Origin of the sequence: Vibrio sp. M260121, assembly GCF_036533715.1 — a bacterium.
Taxonomy (GTDB): Bacteria; Pseudomonadota; Gammaproteobacteria; order Enterobacterales; family Vibrionaceae; genus Vibrio.
The window spans coordinates 200,945-220,635 of record NZ_JATABF010000003.1 but is presented as its reverse complement, the minus strand read 5'-3'; the positions used below and the strand labels follow the sequence as shown (position 1 = coordinate 220,635).

Annotated in this window: 20 protein-coding genes and 4 pseudogenes; 15 read left to right on the top strand and 9 right to left on the bottom strand. The window is 45.7% G+C overall.

The genetic code is table 11. The features are described from left to right. A pseudogene (locus QTO06_RS03710) lies at positions 1-165 on the top strand (IS5/IS1182 family transposase); the annotation flags it as partial. Positions 166-218: 53 nt separating this feature from the next. Then, positions 219-491: pseudogene (locus QTO06_RS03705) on the top strand (IS5/IS1182 family transposase); the annotation flags it as partial. Positions 492-555: 64 nt separating this feature from the next. Here QTO06_RS03705 and QTO06_RS03700 read toward each other — a convergent pair. The 3 genes and pseudogenes from QTO06_RS03700 to QTO06_RS03690 form a co-directional block, all read right to left on the bottom strand. Next, the gene (locus QTO06_RS03700) at positions 556-987 is read right to left on the bottom strand and encodes a hypothetical protein (protein WP_331406911.1); all 432 of its coding nucleotides are present in this window, start codon (positions 985-987) and stop codon (positions 556-558) included. Between the two features lie 137 nt (positions 988-1,124). Beyond that, positions 1,125-1,226 (bottom strand): annotated as a pseudogene (locus QTO06_RS03695) (IS5/IS1182 family transposase); the annotation flags it as partial. Positions 1,227-1,308: 82 nt separating this feature from the next. Next, positions 1,309-1,959: pseudogene (locus tag QTO06_RS03690) on the bottom strand (IS5 family transposase); the annotation flags it as partial. A 103-nt stretch (positions 1,960-2,062) separates the two neighbouring features. Here QTO06_RS03690 and QTO06_RS03685 point away from each other — a divergent pair. From QTO06_RS03685 to QTO06_RS03670, 4 genes are all read left to right on the top strand, one after another. Then, positions 2,063-3,433: a cytochrome ubiquinol oxidase subunit I gene (locus tag QTO06_RS03685; RefSeq protein WP_331406910.1), complete on the top strand. Its 1,371-nt coding sequence runs from the start codon at positions 2,063-2,065 to the stop codon at positions 3,431-3,433. A 224-nt stretch (positions 3,434-3,657) separates the two neighbouring features. After that, positions 3,658-4,134, top strand: coding sequence for a LysR family transcriptional regulator (locus tag QTO06_RS03680; RefSeq protein ID WP_331406909.1), 477 nt, complete (start codon positions 3,658-3,660; stop codon positions 4,132-4,134). Between the two features lie 21 nt (positions 4,135-4,155). Beyond that, the gene (locus QTO06_RS03675) at positions 4,156-4,566 is read left to right on the top strand and encodes a hypothetical protein (protein ID WP_331406908.1); all 411 of its coding nucleotides are present in this window, start codon (positions 4,156-4,158) and stop codon (positions 4,564-4,566) included. Positions 4,567-4,769: 203 nt separating this feature from the next. Further along, positions 4,770-4,997: a hypothetical protein gene (locus QTO06_RS03670; protein WP_331406907.1), complete on the top strand. Its 228-nt coding sequence runs from the start codon at positions 4,770-4,772 to the stop codon at positions 4,995-4,997. 81 nt (positions 4,998-5,078) lie between these two features. On the opposite strand, the gene QTO06_RS03665 is transcribed toward QTO06_RS03670, so the two are convergent. The 5 genes from QTO06_RS03665 to QTO06_RS03645 all read right to left on the bottom strand — a co-directional run bounded on the left by QTO06_RS03665 (position 5,079) and on the right by QTO06_RS03645 (position 10,554). Beyond that, on the bottom strand, positions 5,079-6,299 hold the full coding sequence (locus tag QTO06_RS03665; protein ID WP_331406906.1) for a DEAD/DEAH box helicase: 1,221 nt from the start codon (positions 6,297-6,299) through the stop codon (positions 5,079-5,081). A 148-nt stretch (positions 6,300-6,447) separates the two neighbouring features. After that, on the bottom strand, positions 6,448-6,990 hold the full coding sequence (locus QTO06_RS03660; protein ID WP_331406905.1) for a peroxiredoxin-like family protein: 543 nt from the start codon (positions 6,988-6,990) through the stop codon (positions 6,448-6,450). 364 nt (positions 6,991-7,354) lie between these two features. Beyond that, the gene (gene uxuA / locus QTO06_RS03655) at positions 7,355-8,542 is read right to left on the bottom strand and encodes a mannonate dehydratase (protein ID WP_331406904.1); all 1,188 of its coding nucleotides are present in this window, start codon (positions 8,540-8,542) and stop codon (positions 7,355-7,357) included. Positions 8,543-8,671: 129 nt separating this feature from the next. Further along, positions 8,672-9,463 carry an FCD domain-containing protein gene (locus tag QTO06_RS03650; protein ID WP_331406903.1) on the bottom strand — a complete coding sequence of 264 codons (792 nt, stop codon included), beginning with the start codon at positions 9,461-9,463 and terminating at the stop codon, positions 8,672-8,674. A gap of 107 nt (positions 9,464-9,570) precedes the next feature. Beyond that, positions 9,571-10,554: a TRAP transporter substrate-binding protein gene (locus tag QTO06_RS03645; RefSeq protein WP_331406902.1), complete on the bottom strand. Its 984-nt coding sequence runs from the start codon at positions 10,552-10,554 to the stop codon at positions 9,571-9,573. A gap of 321 nt (positions 10,555-10,875) precedes the next feature. Between QTO06_RS03645 and QTO06_RS03640 the strand changes: the two genes are divergently transcribed. From QTO06_RS03640 to QTO06_RS03600, 9 genes are all read left to right on the top strand, one after another. Further along, positions 10,876-11,391, top strand: coding sequence for a TRAP transporter small permease (locus tag QTO06_RS03640; RefSeq protein ID WP_005449960.1), 516 nt, complete (start codon positions 10,876-10,878; stop codon positions 11,389-11,391). 11 nt (positions 11,392-11,402) lie between these two features. Beyond that, on the top strand, positions 11,403-12,704 hold the full coding sequence (locus QTO06_RS03635; RefSeq protein ID WP_005449959.1) for a TRAP transporter large permease: 1,302 nt from the start codon (positions 11,403-11,405) through the stop codon (positions 12,702-12,704). A gap of 95 nt (positions 12,705-12,799) precedes the next feature. Next, positions 12,800-14,263, top strand: a complete 1,464-nt coding sequence (locus QTO06_RS03630) for a mannitol dehydrogenase family protein (RefSeq protein WP_331406901.1) — start codon at positions 12,800-12,802, stop codon at positions 14,261-14,263. 12 nt (positions 14,264-14,275) lie between these two features. Next, positions 14,276-15,688, top strand: coding sequence for a glucuronate isomerase (gene uxaC, locus QTO06_RS03625; RefSeq protein ID WP_331406900.1), 1,413 nt, complete (start codon positions 14,276-14,278; stop codon positions 15,686-15,688). Positions 15,689-15,691: 3 nt separating this feature from the next. After that, complete coding sequence (locus QTO06_RS03620) at positions 15,692-16,669, top strand: sugar kinase (RefSeq protein WP_331406899.1); 978 nt, start codon at positions 15,692-15,694, stop codon at positions 16,667-16,669. Positions 16,670-16,678: 9 nt separating this feature from the next. Then, positions 16,679-17,308 carry a bifunctional 4-hydroxy-2-oxoglutarate aldolase/2-dehydro-3-deoxy-phosphogluconate aldolase gene (locus QTO06_RS03615; RefSeq protein WP_005500114.1) on the top strand — a complete coding sequence of 210 codons (630 nt, stop codon included), beginning with the start codon at positions 16,679-16,681 and terminating at the stop codon, positions 17,306-17,308. A gap of 331 nt (positions 17,309-17,639) precedes the next feature. After that, entirely contained in the window at positions 17,640-18,164 is a 525-nt protein-coding gene (locus QTO06_RS03610) for a YgjV family protein (protein WP_331406898.1), read from the top strand. Between the two features lie 319 nt (positions 18,165-18,483). Next, positions 18,484-18,690, top strand: coding sequence for a hypothetical protein (locus QTO06_RS03605; protein ID WP_331406897.1), 207 nt, complete (start codon positions 18,484-18,486; stop codon positions 18,688-18,690). Beyond that, on the top strand, positions 18,687-18,932 hold the full coding sequence (locus QTO06_RS03600) for a hypothetical protein (RefSeq protein WP_443088829.1): 246 nt from the start codon (positions 18,687-18,689) through the stop codon (positions 18,930-18,932). The genes QTO06_RS03605 and QTO06_RS03600 overlap by 4 nt, the downstream gene beginning before the upstream one ends. 50 nt (positions 18,933-18,982) lie before the next feature. Here QTO06_RS03600 and QTO06_RS03595 read toward each other — a convergent pair whose 3' ends face one another. Continuing rightward, a complete protein-coding gene (locus QTO06_RS03595) occupies positions 18,983-19,600 on the bottom strand; it encodes a TetR/AcrR family transcriptional regulator (RefSeq protein ID WP_331406896.1) in 618 nt (205 codons plus the stop codon). Between the last annotated feature and the right edge of the window lie 91 nt (positions 19,601-19,691).

The window sequence follows — 19,691 nt, the reverse complement described above, 5'->3', positions numbered from 1 at the left end:
AAGCGCTCGCTCTCAGAGACAGCAATGTATCGGGTAAAACAGTTGTTAGGTGGGAAACTAAGCCTAAGAAATTACAACGCTCAGGTTGGCGAGACTTACGCTATGATCAAAGCGTTGAACAAGATTACAGGGCTTGGTATGCCTGAAACCCAGTGTATTGCTTAAGTATCAATCAACATGGGGCAGCCATGTCTTATCACTTAATTAAGCAACAAAGCCGAGAGCGGGCGGCATTCTGGGAACGAGGTCATCCGAGAAACTTAGCGGTGGGTTGCCAAAAACTATATGGTTCGAACAAGCATTGGAAAGAGCGCTATGGTTACCATAAACGCTTCCTATCTGAAACCGCTATGTATCGAGTGAAGCAGTTGCTTGGTGGACGGTTAAGTCTAAGAAATTACAACGCACAAGTGGGTGAAACCTACGCGATGATCAAAGCGTTGAATAAGATTACAGGGCTTGGTATGCCTAAAACTTGCCGTATTGGCTAACGATTAACCGAAATAGACCTGATCGACTTCCAAAACGAATTACGCAACAAAGCCTATATTGAGCTCAATCTAGCTCAAAGAACCACAGTATAAATTGATTGAAATCATTCCATTTATGCAGAAAATGCCCCTCTTTAAATGCAGAAAAAACATCACCAGCTTCAAGAAAAATAACACTTTGGTCTTTTTTATTATAAAAGTAGGTGCCATTTGAAAGGTCATTCAACGGAATGTAGTCTTCTGACAATTCGTAAGTATTTCTAACTAAAGAAAGAAGATCAAGATAGTCAGAATTAATGACAAACCAGCAAATTTGATATATTTCTTGCTTCTTACTATAAAAAGTAGCTCCATCCTCTGCATGTAAATAAAACTGAGCGATATCACTATCCAAATCCAAGCCAACTGAACTCAAAGCTTGCTCATAAGACGCAGTGACATCTTCAAACCATTGTTCTTTATCTTTTAAGTAATTGATTACTTTTGAATCTAACATAGCCTATCTCTTTTTCATCTCGTTGTTTGCTCGTTCTATCCAGTAAGCTTCTCTGTCTAAATCAAAGCTATCTCTATCTACCGGATTTATTGGGTGTTTGTTCGGAAGGTACGGATGCAAACTGTTAGTACCATAATACTGATAGGTTCTTCATCAATCCAGAAAGTGAGTGGACCACGATTGATTAGGGCTTTGTTGTACTGTTTCCAGTTAGTTGTTTTGTAACAAGGTTTCGGCATAAGGCTACGATGATTAACTGATGTAGCCGATCAGATCGTAACTTCCTGATTTAGTTCCATCGAATTACGCAACAAACCCCCGCTCTCTTGGAGGGATAAGCGCTACGGCTCGTTTAATTTGGATTACTTCGTGGCAATCCCTTGTGTCATAGGCACCATCACCTGATATCTCAAGGATTTTTCGGCGTGTTTGTTTAAGTAAGTTTGGCAGAACTTCAGCATCAGTCACCGTTGATAAACTCAATTCTGCAGCAATAATTTCGTGAGTGCTCGTATCTACTGCGAGGTGTAATTTCCGCCACACTCTACGTTTACCATCCGTGCCATGTTTTTTGACTTTTTCGCCCTCACCATAAACCTTAAGACCTGTCGCATCGATAGCAAGGTGCTGAATCGGCCCTTTGGTTTTCGTTTTGAAACTCATATTAACGTCTTTGGCTCGACGACTGATACAACTGTAGTGAGGGCTACGCAGTGGAAGTTGAGCAAGTTGAAAAACGGAATCCATAAAGCCTTGCGAAGCACGAAGTGGCATTGAAAAAATACGTTTTACCATCAAGGCGGTTGTTATGGCTAAATCACTGAAAATACGAGGCCTCCCGCGCTTGTTTTGTTTGTCTTGTTTCCACTCTCTTATCGCTTCCTCGTCAATCCAAAACGTCAGAGAGCCGCGGTTGATGAGTGCTTGATTGTATTGCTTCCAGTTGTTTGTTTTGTAACGCGGTTTAGGCATGAGACTAAGGACTTAAATGAATGTAGCCGATCAGATCGCAAGCTATTGATTTAGTTCCATCGATTTACGCAACAAAGCCCGTATCGACTACAAAACATCCGCAATGTACATCAGCAAAATGCTGTTACCGACTTTTATTGTGATCATATTTTTAGGCATTGCGACACCACCGTTTTCTGATGATTGGACGGTATGGTGGAGTTACGTCAAAGTGCTCGATCCTGAAGATCTCACTGGCCGTATTCCATCAACCTTGATCGTATTGACTCTGATTGCGTTTATTACCAGCCAAGCAGGATGGAAGCGACTGCCGCCTAAAATACATGTGGTCGCGACTTGGATCTTACCTCTGATGCCTGCGATTGCGGAATCTTCTGCCATTGCAGTCAATGGTTGGATGCATGCGCCTCACACCACATCATCATTCGATTTAGATACTTTGATGTATGTTCGTGACAGCTTCTCTGCTTACTTCTTCCAGCCAATGACAGCGCTACGTTTTGCCCATAACTTTGCTGCTACCTACATTGTCGGTATTGCTGCTGTGTTAAGCATGAGCTGCTACTTTTTGCTACGTAAAAAGCATGCGTTCTTCGTACAAAAGACGGTACTTATTGCTTCGGTCAGCGGTCTACTGCTATCTCTATTTTTGGCGGTCGCTGGCGATGAACAAGGCAGAGCGGTGGCAGAAACTCAGCCGATGAAACTGGCTCAGCTTGAAGCCCTATGGGAAACAGATGCAGACCCACACTTGGTGCTATTTGCGATTCCTGATATGGAGGAGATGACCAACAAGTATGAGATTTCCGTACCCTACATTCTTGGCTTTCTATTAGGTAGTGATGAAAAGAACCCGATTAAAGGCATCAAACAACTACTCAACGAAAACGAGCAACGAGTTCGTAGCGGTATGATTGCCTACCAAGCCATGCAGGAATACCAGCAAGACCGCACTAACCAAGAAGCGGAGCAACGCCTGCTTGCGCACCATAAAGATCTTGGCTTTGCTTACCTGCTGGGTAAATACACCGACGACATTTTGTCTGAAACCGATGCGGATATTAAAAATGCTGCCAAAGACACCATGACAAACGTGACTTTCTTATTCTTTAGCTTCCGCATTATGGTTGGTTTAGGGATTCTGCTTACAGGCGTGTTTGCTTACTGGTCTGTGAAGAGTTGCAAAAACACATTGCACACCGCTTCACCTTGGATGACCAAGTTTTCCATGCTTGCACTTCCAATGGCATTGGTGGCGTATTTGGTAGGTTGGGCTCTTTCAGAGGTTGGTCGTCAGCCTTGGATCATTTACGAAGTTCTTCCGACCTTTACTGGTGGGGGTAACTACCAAAACGGGCAGTCGGCTGGCTTCCCTATCGGTACGCTTGTCATGATCACAACAGTGCTGTTCTCTAGCCTTAGTCTCTATATCGCGTGGCTGATTCGCCGCGGCCCTCAACTCGCAGACAAGTAAGGATTCGTTATGATTTGGTACATCGCATTTTATGCAACGCTCATTCTCTCTGTCGTGCTGATCGCCAAAATGGATAAACGCCAGAAAGACGCAGATTAATCATAGAATAAGGCCAAGCTTACATCTCGTAGCTTGGCCTTATTTGATCAAAGCTACATATATTGACATGCAATAAGCTCTAGCATTAAGGATAACAGTACAATACTCATCATCGATTCCACTTCTTGAAACATCATGCTGAGTACCATTTTGATCTAAACCTGATTCGAGTCTTTCTTACCATCGCAGAAACTCAAAACATCAGTACGGCGGCGAAACGACTTGGAAAAACACCAAGCGCCCTATCAAAAAGCTTACAAAAGCTGCGTGATGAAACTGGCGATCAATTGTTTATCCGTAAATCGTCAGGCCTCTCACCAACACCTTATGCCGTCATGCTAGAACGAAAGCTCAAAGCGGTACGAAGTGATATTCAAATGGCCTTTGCCAACGAGAAGTTTGACCCTAAAGAATTTCAGGGTGAGATCGTGATTGCTATTAACGCTGCTTTACAAGACATTTTTCAACCACACTTAATGCAAATGTTGGCAAAAGATGCCCCGAAGGCAACCTTCAGCTTCATTAACCGACAAGCTTCTACTTATCAAGATCTACTTGCTGAAAAAGTGCACGTCGCCGTTGGGTTTTGGAGTGACCTTTGATCAAAAGAGATCAAGCAAAAGGTGATTGGTGAAAACCGATTCTCTTTATATGCAAGGAAGGAGCATCCGGCCAGAAGCCTTGAAGAAGCATTACAGTCCCCCTTAGCTATCTTGCGCGTGAATGGCTGGAACTCGGAATATATTAACTTCTCTCAGCACTTAACACGTGAAGGTATTGCACATCGTATTCAATTCAAGTTTGAAGATCTAAACGCTTTTTTAAGTTGCATAACAAACACCGACTGTGTCACCCCGCTTCCCTATTTTCCAAAACTGGAAGGTTTTAAGCACTTTGCTCTCAACGATTTTGATTGCAATATCAAACTCGTTGCCTGTCACCCATCAAGTCACCGTGATGCAGCACTCAATCAATGGCTAGTCAAAACCATTGAAAGAGCCTACCAGAAACACAATAACCATAAGATTGAATAATCCTTCCTCAAACGTTGACACGATTCATTCACCAAATAGACTACAGAAGCGAAAAAATACATATAAACAATGGGTTAATTAACTCTTACCGTTTATCTTCAAATAGTTCCATTCACGGCTCGATAAGACACTTCGTCGCAAACTGCAAATATCGATAGCATAAGACCGTATTGTTTCTCTTAACACAGCAAAGGAGAGAAACGATGAACGGACAGTTGGTAAGATTGGTTTTAAGATGGACACATATTTTTTGCGCTCTGCTTGTAGGCGCAGCACTCTACTCACCGTTGAAGACAAACGATGCATTCATGACCTTAACGTTGTTTGTTCTTGTTCCTCTTGTTGCTATCACTGGAGTAATGATGTGGAAACAAGGCAAAGTGATGAAATTAATTGGTCAGAGCCATCGACCAGAAAAAGCGCCTCGATAATGAGCCCTAATAAAACAAAAGCCATGTGGTTTATTTCCCACATGGCTTTTTATGATTATGGTCTTGTTTTAGCTTAGCAGCTCAACGCTTCGACTTTGATTGGAACTGTTTAATGCTCTTCTTAGCATTGGTTCGGCGGTTGGCTTTTTTATCACGCGGAGCGCGTTTGCTCTCACCTGTTGAGGGTTTGTCCGTTACCGGAAAACCTTCTAGGCCTTGCGTTGGCAATTCACGTTGAGTCAGGTTACGGATCGCCGCAAGCGCTTCCGCTTCGCCATGGCAGACCAATGACATCGCCACGCCTTGTTTACCAGCACGAGCGGTACGTCCTACGCGATGTACATAAGTTTCTGCGTGCATTGGCAACTCAAAGTTAATCACCACTGGTAATTGTTCGATATGAATACCGCGCGCTAAGAGATCGGTCGCAATCAACACCTGTGTTTGCCCGGATTTAAACTGCGCCAGCGCTTCTTCTCTTTCTGCTTGGCTCTTATTGCCATGCAGCGCATTGGTTGAGATACCCGCTTTATTCAGCTTTTTCGCCAAACCATCAGCGTTCTCTTTTGCACCGATAAACACCAATACCTGCGTCCAAGCGTGCTGCTGAATCAGTGTAATCAATGCCTTGGTTTTACTACCTTTGTTGACCAGATACAGCGTTTCGGCAATAGCTTGATTGGTGCTGTTTTCTTGATGCGCTGCTACCTGTTTTGGTGCGTGCATGAGTTGCTTGGCTTTGCCCTTCAACTCATCAGAAAACGTTGCTGAGAACATCGCGGTTTGACGCTGGTTTGAAATCTGCCCTGCAATATTTTGCACGTCTGGCCAAAAGCCCATATCCAGTAAACGATCCGCTTCATCCAACACTAGATAATGGATATTACTCAGGACCAAACCGTTGTTCACCAGATCAACTAAACGACCGGTTGTCGCCACAAGAATGTGGGGATTTGACGCAAGTGCTTGTAGTTGCTGCTCTTTATCAACGCCACCACACAAACACACTGCGTTGAGACCAATAGATTGACCAACTTGGTTAATCGCCTCGCTCACTTGTGTCGCCAGTTCACGTGTAGGTACTAGAATCAGCGCTTTTTGCTCTGGATTTACACTTAGCTTTTCCAACAAAGGCAAACCATACGCAAGGGTTTTACCACTGCCTGTATTTGCCAATGCCAACACATCTTTACCACTGAGTAGCTCAGGAATAGCCAAAGCCTGAATATCAGTTGGCTTCTTAAAGTCTTTTGGCAGTGCGTGAATCAGCTCAGAACTCAAAGAGAGAGTAGAAAATGGCATTAGCTTAACCTTGTGCTTTTGATTGAAGAGGCAGTAAAAGATGCGGTAAATCGCAGGCGCGGACTTTACCACAACCTCGCAAGTGAGCCATCTTATTTTAAAGCAAGTCACTCATTGAGGAGATTCAACCTCAAGCATAATGCAAGACTTAAGTATGAAGCTGATAAGTACCACGAATCGGATAGTTATTCTCCGGGTTACGAATAAACGCCAAACCAGACAGCAAAACATTCAGTTCTGGACGAACAAATGGGCCGTTTGATATATCAATGATCTGTACTCGACCTTGGTCATTAACAACAAACAAACCGGGTTCCGCGAACAAATGGTCTGTTTCTTTGTCAGAGCGTGGCTCAGAAATATACAATCCAAGTGTTTGCATCTGAGCTACTGTCAGACCATAAGCGATTGGATATGTGACGTTTAGTTTATCCATGTGTTGAGTAACTTGCTCTTCACTGTCCGCCGAGACCGCTACGATATCGACACCAACTTGTAAGAACTGAGCTTTTAGCGCTTCCAGTTCATTTAGGTAACGAGAGCACAATGGGCAGTGTTTACCTCGATAAACCACCACCAGGCGCCAATCTGCTTTGCCAGAAGGTTGACCTAACTCGATGCTGCCACCATTAACTGTTGGCAAAGAGATTGAAGGAAACAAATCACCCGCTGTAAATTTACTTGTTGTCATTACTTAGCCCTTTTAGTTTCACATTATTTAAGATTAAAAGGGCATGACATGGGTTGGAGTAGAAAGCTTTTACGCCCTCACATATCACGCCCAAATAAACAGACCGGAGATAAATCTGAATCTATTCAGAGCCTGCATCAAACGATTACTTTCACCAAGCTAGCGCCGATAAAAGCTGGCAATAACAACACTGATAACACCGTCATACAGATTCACCTCTTGGCTTTGAAAGTATATTAAAGTCAAACACCAACGGCTAAAAGCAACGAAAATGACTAGCATCTATTCTTATTTGGAATGGTTAAAACAAAAAAGCGCAGAGCCGAGACTCTACGCTTTTGAAGGTGTTTTACATTGTAAATCGTTACTTTGTGTAGAACGCGCGTTTTAGTGCCATTTCTAGACCACGAACTTCAGCAAGGCCCTTCAAGCGACCAATGGCTGAGTAGCCTGGGTTGGTCTTCTTCTTCAAGTCATCCAACATTTGGTGACCATGGTCAGGGCGCATTGGAATTAAACGGTGATCGCCTACTTCTGCTCGGCGTTGTTCTTCATCCAGAATCGCCATCACCACATTGTACATATCCACATCGCCATCAAGGTGCGCCGCTTCGTGGAACGTCATCGGGTTGCTTTCTTCACGCTTGGTCGAACGCAAGTGAGTGAAGTAAACACGGTCACCGTGCTTTTTAATCATCTTCACTAGGTCGTTGTCACCACGCACACCGTAAGAACCGGTACACATGGTTAAGCCGTTCATCTTGCTCGGTACTTTTTCGGTTAACCAATCGATGTCTTCGATGGTTGAAACAATACGCGGCAAGCCAAGAATTGGGCGCGGTGGATCGTCTGGATGTACAGCAAGCTTCAAGCCATGCGCTTCACACACAGGCATGAGCTCTGCCAAGAAATGCGCCATGTGCTCACGCAGCTTGTCTTTGCTGATGCCTGCGTAGCGATCCAATTGTGCTTGGAACTCTTCTAACGTGTAGCCTTCTTCTGCACCCGGCAGACCAGCAATGATGTTGCTTGTCAGTTGCTGGATTTGCTCCGCCGTCATGTTGTTAAAGTATTCCAGCGCCTGCGCTTGTTCTGCTTCGGTGTAATCCGCTGCGGCGCCCGGACGTTTAAGAATGTGCAGCTCAAATGCCGCAAAAGCGATTTGGTCAAAGCGCAATGCTTTAGAACCATCCGGCATTTCAAATTCTAGGTCGGTACGTGTCCAGTCGAGTACTGGCATAAAGTTGTAGCAGACCGTATCTACGCCGCACTCTGCTAGATTACGCAGCGTTTGTTTATAGTTATCGATCCACTGTTGGAAGTTGCCCGTCTGAGTTTTGATTTCTTCGTGAACAGGAACACTTTCAACCACTGACCACGTTAAGCCTTTCTCTTCAATGATGGCTTTACGTTTTAAAATCTCTTCTTTCGACCACACTTCACCATTTGGAATGTGGTGCAAGGCATTCACGATGCCTGTTGCGCCTGCTTGACGAATATCGTCTAGCGACACTGGGTCATTCGGACCGTACCAACGCCAAGTTTGTTCCATGACACTCACCTTTTTTAAGACGCACTCAGCCCGCTCGAATTATTCAAGCTAAGTGCACAACGACTTCTTAATATGCAGCCACGATAATGCAGCTGCGCTGACTAGAGCCGACCGAAGCCGGCAATGTGGTTAACTGTTTTCACCACCCTGCAGAACAACAGGGTTGGAACTGAATAAGTAACCATCAAAATCTGGGTCATCGATGTCAGACAGCTCTAACAGGCGCTGTTTAACATTTTCAAGGTGTTGCCACATGGCATTTTTCGCAGCGATAGGATCTTTACGCTGCAATGCGGCGAGGATTTTGGCGTGATCGTCTAACCACTCTTCACGGTAGTCTTGACCAGCAATGCGGGAATGGAGCTTATTCCACATTGGGCTGCTCTCGCGTCGCTCCCAAGATTGCTTCAGCATGTCCACCAGCACAGAGTTTTGGGTTGCCTCTGCAATGCACATATGAAACTTCTCATCACCGTTACAATCTGCGGTGCCACTGGCGAGTTCTTCTCGTTCTAACTCAAGGGCTGCGCGCATTTTCACGATATCGCCTGGCGTTACTTGCATCGCTGCAAATTCCGCAATGTTACTTTCAAGCAACTGGCGAGCTTGGAGCATTTCAAACGGACCGGCATCATCGCTGATCACGTTCTCACGGGAGTTCGGTTGAGATGGAATATTGATGACATACACCCCTGAACCTTTCTTCACTTCGACAAGGTTTTCCAGCTCCAGCATGATGATCGCTTCGCGCACTACTGTGCGGCTAACGTCGAGACGTTCTGCGATATCGCGCTCAGGCGGCAACCTATCTCCGACCTTGTAGTGGCCGTTGATGAGTTCTTGTCTAAGGACTAAACCGATCTCTTGATACGGTCTTTTCGGTTCAAAAGGCATCATGATGATATTATCACTATATTCCATCTAACTTCTCACGCCATCATAACGACCAATAACAATTGGTCAACCTCTATGTACCAGAATGTGGTAACACGTTGTTTTCGATTGTTTCGTACTAATTAAATTGTGAATTATTGAACGGCTTTAATTTTCTCAACCAATTCATTTAATTCAGGATTTGTCTTTTCTAGGTCCGCATACATTGGTTGAACCGCTTCAACAAATGCCGCTTTATTTGGCTCTACAAAAGTCACACCCATCTTCTCTGCTTTCGAGCGCTCTTTCGCTTCTGACTCAGCCCATAGCTTCTTCATGTATTCAGAAGAGTCTGCCGCTGCTTTCATCAGTGCTTGTTGCTGCTCTGGCGTTAGCTTGTCATACGTCTTAGTAGAGATAACCAAGATGTCTGGCACCATGGTGTGCTCATCCAAGCTGAAGTATTTCGATACTTCACTGTGACGGCTCAAGCTGAACGATGGGATGTTGTTTTCCGCCGCATCGACCACGCCTTGTTGCAAGGCCGTGTATAGCTCACCGTATGCCAATGGTGTTGGGTTACCACCTAACGCTTTTACCATTGCAATCGCAGATGGGCTTGGCTGTACGCGCACTTTCAGACCTTTTAGATCTTCCGGCGTATTGATTGGTTTATTGGTGTAGAAGCTACGAGCGCCCGCGTCGTAGTAAGTCACACCAATAAAGCCGCTATCCGCAGAAGAGTTAAGGATTTCACGACCTACTTCACCGTCTGTCACTTTGTAATAGTGGTCTTTATCGCGGAATAAGTAAGGCATGTTGAATGCTGCGTAAGCTGGGGAGAAAGCTTCCAATTCTGCCGCGTTGCTCTTCACCATATCTAGAGCGCCGTTTTGCATTAGCTCCATGGATTCACGCTGTGTACCTAGCTGCGCATCTGGGTAAATACGGATACGAACTTCACCGTCTGTCATTTCACGAACTTCTTTTGCCATAAAGTCCATTGCTTTATGTACTGCATGGTCACGAGGGTGGTTGTGACTTAGCTTCAAAGTGGTCGCAGCATAAGCAGAAGCAGTGGCGCCGAAGGTCATTGCAGCACCTACTACAGCGCTTAAAAGAGTCTTACGCGTCATCATTGTTCTATTCTCCTTGGATTGGTTGTCCAATATGTAGGGTAGTTTTAATTTTTCACGGTATTTCTTGTTTCGAGGTCATTATTGGCGATCGAAAAACCTATCGTCAAAACAAAAAAGCAAATTGATTGACCAAAATCACAATAAGAACCCTTAAATTGGTCAACCAATCCATTTGTGAACCTGCTCACGTGACAACCAAATCGGCTAACTTATAATCCGACCAGAAAGATTAGCGTATGTTACTGCCCTACACAGAAACACATTCTTACATTGGTAAACCAATTGTTATGAGATACGCGTATTTACTGAAAGGAAACTAAAATGAATAAATTGGTCAAATACATAAATAGAGGGTTGGCCGCCTTTACCATCTCTCTGTCGACCTTCCTCGTTTTTTGCGTGGTCTGGCAAGTGCTATCTCGTTACGTTATTGGTAGACCAAGTACCGTGACCGATGAACTTGCTCGTTATCTCTTTATGTGGGTAGCCCTTATTGGTGCCGCATACACCACTGGTCTGAAACGTCACCTTGCTATCGACTTGCTGACAATGAAGCTGCAAGGCAAACGCAAACTCATCAATGAAATCGTCATCCAAATTGCCATTGCCCTGTTCTCTTACGTGGTATTGGTTCACGGCGGTACTCAACTGGCGATGAAAACACTGGCTACGGGTCAGTTAACGCCAGCACTAGGCTTGGAAATGGGCTACATCTACTTCTGCCTTCCAATTAGTGGCGCACTGATGATCTTCTACTCTGCGGTATTTGCTTTTGACCGCATCAAACAATTGACGTCTGGTGAAGCCCTACTCACCGACACCCAACTTGATCAATAGAGGGTTCCACAATGGAATGGCAATTAATTCTTACCCTATTCGGTAGCTTCGCAGTCCTGCTTGCGATTGGTGTACCGGTCTCTTTTGCTATCGGCTTGTCGTCGTTAGCGACCATTTTAATGAGCTTACCGTTAGAGCCTGCTATCGCCGTTGTCGCGCAGCGTATGGCGGCAGGTCTCGATAACTTCGCCCTATTGGCAATCCCGTTCTTTATCTTGGCGGGCAACATCATGAACCAAGGCGGTATCGCACTTCGCCTGATTAACTTTGCTAAAGTTTTAGGTGGCCGTCTTCCTGGTTCTCTAGCACACGTAAACGTGATGGCGAACATGATGTTTGGCTCTATTTCTGGCTCAGCGGTTGCGTCTGCTGCAGCGGTTGGCGGTACTATGTCTCCACTGCAAAAGAAAGACGGTTACGATGAAAACTTCTCTGCCGCAGTAAACATTACGTCTTGTCCTTCTGGTTTGTTGATCCCACCAAGTAACACACTGATCGTGTTCTCATTAGTGTCTGGTGGTACGTCTATCGCAGCATTGTTCCTAGCGGGTTACATTCCTGGCATCTTGATGGGTCTGAGCATCATGGTAGTGGCAGGCATTATTGCGAAACGTCGTGGTTACCCAATCGCAGCACGCCCTTCTCTTGCAATGGTTTGGGATACGTTCTTAAAAGCAGCGCCATCTCTGGCACTGATTGTGATCATCATGGGTGGCATTATCGGCGGTATCTTCACCGCAACAGAAGCCTCAGCTATCGCGGTGGTGTACACCTTCGCCCTTGCTGTACTGATTTACCGTGAAGTGAAATGGCGAGACCTTCCTAAGATCATCCTAGAATCTGCAGTCACCACCTCTATCGTATTGCTGTTGGTTGGCGCATCTATGGGTATGTCTTGGGCAATGGCAAACGCTGATATTCCTTACATGATCGCAGACGCTCTACTGGCTATTTCAGATAACCCACTGATGATTCTTCTGATCATCAACATCATTCTGCTGATTGTTGGTATCTTCATGGATATGACACCAGCGGTACTGATCTTTACGCCAATTTTCCTACCAATCGCGCTGGATATGGGCATCGACCCAGTGCACTTCGGCATCATGATGACGTTCAACTTGGCTATCGGTATCTGTACCCCACCAGTAGGTAGCGCGTTGTTCATCGGTTGTTCTGTGGCGAACGTTGCCATCGACAAAGTGATTAAGCCTCTACTTCCATTCTACGTTGCACTGATTGCGGCACTAATGGCAGTGACCTTTATTCCTGAACTAAGCCTGTTCTTGCCTAACCTTGTTCTTGGCTACTAAGCGCTTAGTGACAAGCTCTAGAGTTACGATCTCTAGATTCGAATGATTAAAATAAACCATCCCGCAGGTTCACCTGCGGGAAAAGGGATACCAAAATGAAGACTATTTCGAATTCCACTCTGAATGACCACGTTCTGCTTCCGGACTACGACCGCTCAACGCTTAAAAGCCGTATTGTTCACCTTGGTTTTGGTGCATTCCACCGAGCGCACCAAGCTCTATTCACCAATGAAATGCTAAGCAAAACAGGCTCGGATTGGGGCATTTGCGAAATCAACCTATTTGGTGGTGAAGAGTTAATTCAATCGCTGCGCGCACAAGACCACCTCTATACAGTGGCAGAAAAAGGCGCAGGATCGACAGAGGTAAAAGTGATTGGCTCAGTGACCGAATCACTCCACCCAAGCCTCGACAGCATTCAAGCGGTGTTAGAAAAAATGACAGAGCCACAAGTGGCGATCGTTTCAATGACAATTACCGAGAAAGGCTACTGCGCTGACCCAGCGACGGGCACGCTTGATAAAAACAATCCGCTAGTCATTGCTGACCTTGCCAACCCAACTGAGCCAAAATCGGCACTGGGTTACATCGTGCAAGCGCTGAAGATGCGCCGTGAACGCGGTCTGACGCCATTTACCGTGATGTCTTGCGATAACGTGCAAGAGAACGGTCACGTAGCAAAAGCAGCGGTACTTGAGTTCGCTCAACTGCTCGACCCAGAATTGTGTGACTGGATTGAAACCAACGTTACCTTCCCTTGCACCATGGTTGACCGCATTGTGCCAGCAGCAACCGAAGAGACACTGACTGAAATCGCTGAGCTACTTGGCTGTGAAGATCCATGTGGCATCGCTTGTGAACCATTCCGCCAATGGGTTATCGAGGATAACTTCGTGGCTGGTCGCCCAGATTGGAGCGTGGCTGGCGCAGAATTTGTTGCCGACGTTGTGCCTTACGAAGAAATGAAGCTGCGCATGCTAAATGGTAGCCATTCGTTCCTAGCCTACCTAGGTTACCTTGGCGGTTACGCGCACATCTCTGACACCATGACAGATGAAGGCTACCGCAAAGCGGCATTCGACATGATGATGCAAGCACAAGCCCCTTCGCTGACCATGCCAGAAGGCACCGATTTAGAAAGCTACGCTAAACTGCTTATCGAGCGCTTCACCAACCCAAGTTTGAAACACAAAACATGGCAAATCGCGATGGATGGCAGCCAGAAGATCCCACAACGCATGGGTGGCAGCTTACGATTCCACCTTGCTCAAGGCTCTAACTTCTCATGGTTGGCAACAGCGATTGCAGGTTGGATGCGCTACGTATCCGGCGTAGACGAGCAAGGTAACGACATTGATGTCCGCGATCCAATGGCAGAGACACTACGTCAGATCTGCAACCAACACGGCTTGAACGTTTCTGTTGTTCCTGCGTTGCTCGCGGTTGAAGCCATCTTCCCTGCAGAGCTTGGTCAAAACCCACAAGTGATTGATGCGGTGAGCAGTGCTTACCAATCGCTAATCGATAACGGTGCTCGTGCCACCGTCGCTGCGCTGTAATAGGAGTTAACGATGAAGAATTTCTTGTGTGAAGACTTTTTACTCTCAAATGAAACTGCGCGTCGCTTGTACCATGAGCATGCGTTCCACCAGCCAATTTATGATTACCACTGCCACCTAAATCCAGCGGAAGTGGCACAAAATCGTCAGTTCGATAACTTGGGTCAAATCTGGCTTGAAGGCGATCACTACAAATGGCGTGGTATGCGCTCGGCAGGCATTGAAGAGCGTTTGATTACCGGTGACGCGAGCGATTATGACAAATACATGGCGTGGGCGAAGACGGTTCCTCAAACCTTGGGCAACCCGCTTTACCACTGGACACACTTAGAACTGCGTCGCCCATTCGGCATTACCAAAACACTGTTTAGTCCAGATACTGCTGACCAAATTTGGCATCAATGTAATGAGCTACTGGCGACACCTGAATTTACAGCTCGCGGCATCATGCAGCAAATGAACGTTGTAATGGCGGGCACAACTGATGATCCTATCGATTCACTAGAACACCACAAAGCGATCGCAGAAGACGATACCTTTAACGTCAAAGTGCTGCCAAGCTGGCGTCCGGATAAAGCGTTCAAGATTGAATTGGACGTGTTTGCGGATTACATGCACAAACTGGGCGAAGTAGCAGACATTGAGATCCGCCGCTTTGATGATTTATTGAGTGCACTCGATAAACGTTTGGCGCACTTCAATGCACATGGTTGTCGTGCGGCAGACCACGGCATTGAGATCGTCCGTTACGCGCCAATTCCAAGCGAAGCTGATTTAGATGCGTTGCTGACCCGTCGTTTGAATGGCGAAGTGTTGTCTGAGCTTGAATGTGCGCAGTTCTCTACCGCAGTTCAAGTTTGGCTCGGCAAACGCTACGCGCAATTGGGCTGGGTCATGCAGCTTCATATTGGCGCGCAGCGCAACAACAGCACACGCATGTTCCAACTGTTAGGTGCCGACGCTGGCTTTGACTCGATTGGCGATCGACCATTTGCCTTTGAACTGGCACATCTGTTAGATGAAATGGATCAAACCAACGAGCTGCCTCGCACCATTCTTTACTGTTTGAACCCTCGTGATAATGAAATGATGGCGACCATGATTGGTAACTTCCAAGGTGGTGGCATCGCGGGCAAAGTGCAGTTTGGCTCGGGTTGGTGGTTCAACGACCAGAAAGACGGCATGCAACGCCAAATGGAACAGCTTTCTCAACTTGGTTTGCTCAGCCAATTCGTCGGCATGTTAACGGACTCGCGCAGCTTCTTGTCTTACACCCGCCACGAATACTTCCGCCGCATCCTGTGTGACATGGTCGGTCGTTGGGCAGAGAACGGCGAAGTTCCAAATGACCTATCGTTGCTTGGTCCTATGGTCGAAGACATCTGTTTTGGTAACGCAAAACGCTACTTTGAAGAGAGGGCGTAACCAATGAAGCACATCGCCATTATTGGTGAATGCATGATTGAGCTGAATGGCAAACCGTTCGGCTCAATGCATCAAACGTTTGGTGGGGATACGCTCAACGCTGCGGTTTATTTGAGCCGCGGCTGCGAAGCCAATACCAAATCCGATGACGTTAAAGTTTCTTATGTTACCGCACTTGGCAATGACCCGATCAGTACAGGCATGCTCACTCGCTGGCAAGAAGAAGGCATTTCGACAGACTTAGTGCTGCGCGATGAAACTCGTACACCGGGTTTGTATTTGATTCAGCTTGATGACCAAGGTGAGCGTACGTTCTTATATTGGCGCAACCAATCAGCTGCGCGTTACTTACTTCAACATCCAAATCTTGGAATGGTTAAACAAGCGTTAACTCAGGTTGATGCGGTATTTCTCAGCGGTATTTCTTTAGCTATCTTACCGGAAGAAGACCGAATTTTGCTGCTCAACTTATTGGTCGAGCTTAAAGCTCAAGGTGTTGAGATTGCTTTTGATAGCAACTTCCGCCCAGCGCTATGGCCTCAAGACGATAATCAAACCGTTAAAAACGTGTACCAAGCCATGTATCAACTGACCGACATTGCCTTGGTGACTTTTGATGATGAGCAATTGATCTGGGGTGACGAAACACCAGAGCAAACCATTGAACGCCTTACCTCTCTTGGCGTGGGCAAATGCATCGTCAAACTCGGCGCAGATGGTTGCTTGGTTCAAGACTCAACAAATCAGGGTTCGAGCGCGGCTCTGGCTCCACAAGCCGTGCCGACCCAACCTGTCGCTCAAGTGGTGGACACCACATCGGCGGGCGACTCATTCAATGGGGGCTTTTTATCAGCATACCTTGCTGGCGCCGATCTAGCGACCTCATGTCAAAGAGGCAACGCACTGGCAGGTGCTGTGATTCAACATCGCGGTGCCATCATTCCCAAAGCATTCACACAACCGGCGCTTGGCGTCGTTTAAGGAACACTCATGTCTAGTATTAAAGAACAATTGAAAGCTCTGAAAGTCATCCCTGTTATCGCCATTGATAAAGCAGAAGACATTATCCCACTGGGTAAAGTACTGGCAGAAAACGGACTACCAGCGGCTGAAATCACCTTCCGTTCAGCAGCCGCGGTAGAAGCGATTCGCCTACTGCGTGAAACCCAGCCAGACATGCTGATTGGCGCAGGTACGGTACTGAACCGAGAGCAAGCAATTGCTGCAAAAGAAGCAGGCGCAACCTTTATCGTATCGCCTGGCTTTAACCCAAATACCGTGAAAGCGTGCCAAGAAATCGGGATTGATATCGTACCGGGGGTGAACAACCCAAGCACAGTTGAAGCTGCACTGGAAATGGGATTAACCACCTTGAAGTTCTTCCCTGCCGAAGCTTCTGGCGGCATCAACATGGTGAAATCGCTACTTGCGCCATACACCGACATTGAACTGATGCCTACTGGTGGCATTAACCCTGCGAACATCAAAGATTACTTAGCTATCCCGCGCGTATTGGCATGTGGTGGTACGTGGATGGTAGACAAGAAGCTGATCGAAGCGGGCAACTGGGAAGAACTTGCTCGCCTAACTCGCGAAGCAGTAGCACTTGTAAATGAGTAATGATTGGTAAGTAACCTCAAGGCTCTTGGGTAACCCCTTAGCGAATTAGATGAAGTGCCCAGCCCTCCCTTTGTGGAGGGCTGATTCGTTCAAAGCGTAGCTCAATTGATTGGGTTATCCCGGTAAGTAGATTCCTGATCTCGCCTAGGCTCGTCGAATGACGATATGACAAATATCGCCCTAATCGTCACCCTGAAAAGCGAGGCACGAGCGTGATTCAGGATCTACTCACAGAGCGAATCGAACTCTAAAAGAGCGGCAACTTTGCAGGATGGTCATTTGCCTACTCACTTAACGAGATGAATCAAAGTCCAACACTCTAGGAAAATAAATGGAAAACTGGTTAGCACAAGCCGTTGGTGGCATCGCGTTTATGGTTGGCGTGATGGCATTCTGGCAGAAAGACGACATGCGCTTTCGCTATCAGATGATGGCGTTTTGTTTCATCATGGGTATTCACTTTACCCTAATGGGGGCAGCTGTCGCGGCCATTGGCGTAATCATTAATGGCATTCGCAGTTTCGCCTCAATCAAAACCCAATCACGCAAAGTGATGTGGTTCTTCATTGCCCTGATGTGGCTGATGACCCTACCAAACATCACCCACTTTTTTGAGTTACTCACGGTAATCGGATCGTCCGTCGCCACTTGGGCGCTCTTTTCCAAACAAGGCATCACCCTACGCAGCTTAATTTTGTTTAATTCGTTCTGCTGGGTCAGCCACAATATTTGGCTTGGCTCTATCGGCGGCTCATTGGTCGAAAGTACATTTATCATCACCAACTTACTGACTATATATCGCTTGTATCAATCAAATAAAATTAATAATCAGATGAAAACTGTGAATGATAACTGATGTATTTGTCCCTTTTTATAATCAAGTAATCGTTCCGAAGTAAATAATAGCAGTCATGATATTACATAGAATTTGGAAGCAACCTAACACTTATATAACTACATGATTTAAATGAAATTAATCAAACAAAACCTCAATTCAAAATCACGATAACATTTAATGTGGTCAACCTATTTTTAATAATAGATTGAGTTAAATCACCTAAATAAAAAATATGGTGATCCAAATCTGTAGTTTAATTAAATTTGGTTAACCAAAATGCGGGTAATTATTAATATTGGTCTAGAACAAACAACTATACCAACATTAGGACAGCGACATGAAACGTCTTACCCAACTCACTCCTATCGCAGTGGCGCTTGTTCTCGCAGGGTGTAATTCATCCGACGATGACAACAGCTATGTTCAACCAGAAGTCTTCTCTCGAGTACATGACGTACTGAGTGTTGATGGTTATCAATTCAGAGACTCCAATGGCAACGGAACGTTAGAACCATTCGAAGATTGGCGCCTAACATTGATGTGAAAAGCGTTCGTCAAGCATGGCAAGGTAAAGCTATCAACGTTACACCTGCTTATGATGATGGCGTCCTTTTCACTCAAACTCGCTCACTGTTCAACCTCCCTCATGGTTGCGTGATTTGGGCCGTCACTCATATCAAGATGCAAAATGGTTTGAAGATGTCCGCAGACAAGCTCTGTTTTGTACCGAAACATTCAAAGCAAGATTCTCGCTTTCAACAAGAGCATCACGCTGAGGCATGTTAAACCAAAAAGGTCAGCCCTACAGCTGACCTTGTTTTTATCTGTGTTTTGCTTCAGCACGCATGAAAATCAACTTTCTGACAAATTGGGGGAATGTAGAGCTGAAGGTATGACTCAGACAGGCGAAGGGCTTCTTTTGCCAGCTCTGGGGTGATGTAGCCATATTTGCGGTAAGAGAGAGAATAGATTTTGTCGGCAACTTGCAGGGATATAGCAAAAATATTAATCGGTTGAGGTAGCTGAGGAATGTCGAAGAACTGGCGATAAATCATCTCAACTTGATGTCCTAGCTCAAGGTCGTGTTCTGTATCTGCATGACCTAACTCTGCAAACGTGTGGCGCCCTAATATCAACTTTTTGGCAATTGGATTGTTATTGTAGTAATTCACATAAGCGGTTTCTATCATTCGATTAATATCGGTCCAATGTAGAACTTGTTCTTCATCAACACATTGCTTTAATAATAAGTCGAAATCGACAAAAACATTCTCCAATAAACTATGAAATAAGTTTTCTATATTCGGATAATGATGATAAACCGTTGACGTTGCCATTCCGCACTCTTTAGCAACGTCGTACATGGAAATATCCGTCGCTTCTCGCCTTTCCATCAAGCGGACAACTGCTTCGTTAATTTTCAACAATTTTGTTTCCGTACTAACTTTTCGCATCGTGATGTTGTCCTTCCAAATTTTAATTAACACCTAATATATAAGGTCACACTATCAATGTCCGCCAAAAGCGACCGTAACTTTGACATGC

Coding starts and splice junctions, on each gene's coding strand:
- QTO06_RS03700 (WP_331406911.1), bottom strand. CDS start 987: ATGTTAGATTCAAAAGTAATCAATTACTTAAAAGATAAAGAACAATGG.
- QTO06_RS03685 (WP_331406910.1), top strand. CDS start 2,063: ATGTACATCAGCAAAATGCTGTTACCGACTTTTATTGTGATCATATTT.
- QTO06_RS03670 (WP_331406907.1), top strand. CDS start 4,770: ATGAACGGACAGTTGGTAAGATTGGTTTTAAGATGGACACATATTTTT.
- QTO06_RS03665 (WP_331406906.1), bottom strand. CDS start 6,299: ATGCCATTTTCTACTCTCTCTTTGAGTTCTGAGCTGATTCACGCACTG.
- QTO06_RS03660 (WP_331406905.1), bottom strand. CDS start 6,990: ATGACAACAAGTAAATTTACAGCGGGTGATTTGTTTCCTTCAATCTCT.
- uxuA (WP_331406904.1), bottom strand. CDS start 8,542: ATGGAACAAACTTGGCGTTGGTACGGTCCGAATGACCCAGTGTCGCTA.
- QTO06_RS03650 (WP_331406903.1), bottom strand. CDS start 9,463: ATGGAATATAGTGATAATATCATCATGATGCCTTTTGAACCGAAAAGA.
- QTO06_RS03645 (WP_331406902.1), bottom strand. CDS start 10,554: ATGATGACGCGTAAGACTCTTTTAAGCGCTGTAGTAGGTGCTGCAATG.
- QTO06_RS03640 (WP_005449960.1), top strand. CDS start 10,876: ATGAATAAATTGGTCAAATACATAAATAGAGGGTTGGCCGCCTTTACC.
- QTO06_RS03635 (WP_005449959.1), top strand. CDS start 11,403: ATGGAATGGCAATTAATTCTTACCCTATTCGGTAGCTTCGCAGTCCTG.
- QTO06_RS03630 (WP_331406901.1), top strand. CDS start 12,800: ATGAAGACTATTTCGAATTCCACTCTGAATGACCACGTTCTGCTTCCG.
- uxaC (WP_331406900.1), top strand. CDS start 14,276: ATGAAGAATTTCTTGTGTGAAGACTTTTTACTCTCAAATGAAACTGCG.
- QTO06_RS03620 (WP_331406899.1), top strand. CDS start 15,692: ATGAAGCACATCGCCATTATTGGTGAATGCATGATTGAGCTGAATGGC.
- QTO06_RS03615 (WP_005500114.1), top strand. CDS start 16,679: ATGTCTAGTATTAAAGAACAATTGAAAGCTCTGAAAGTCATCCCTGTT.
- QTO06_RS03610 (WP_331406898.1), top strand. CDS start 17,640: ATGGAAAACTGGTTAGCACAAGCCGTTGGTGGCATCGCGTTTATGGTT.
- QTO06_RS03605 (WP_331406897.1), top strand. CDS start 18,484: ATGAAACGTCTTACCCAACTCACTCCTATCGCAGTGGCGCTTGTTCTC.
- QTO06_RS03595 (WP_331406896.1), bottom strand. CDS start 19,600: ATGCGAAAAGTTAGTACGGAAACAAAATTGTTGAAAATTAACGAAGCA.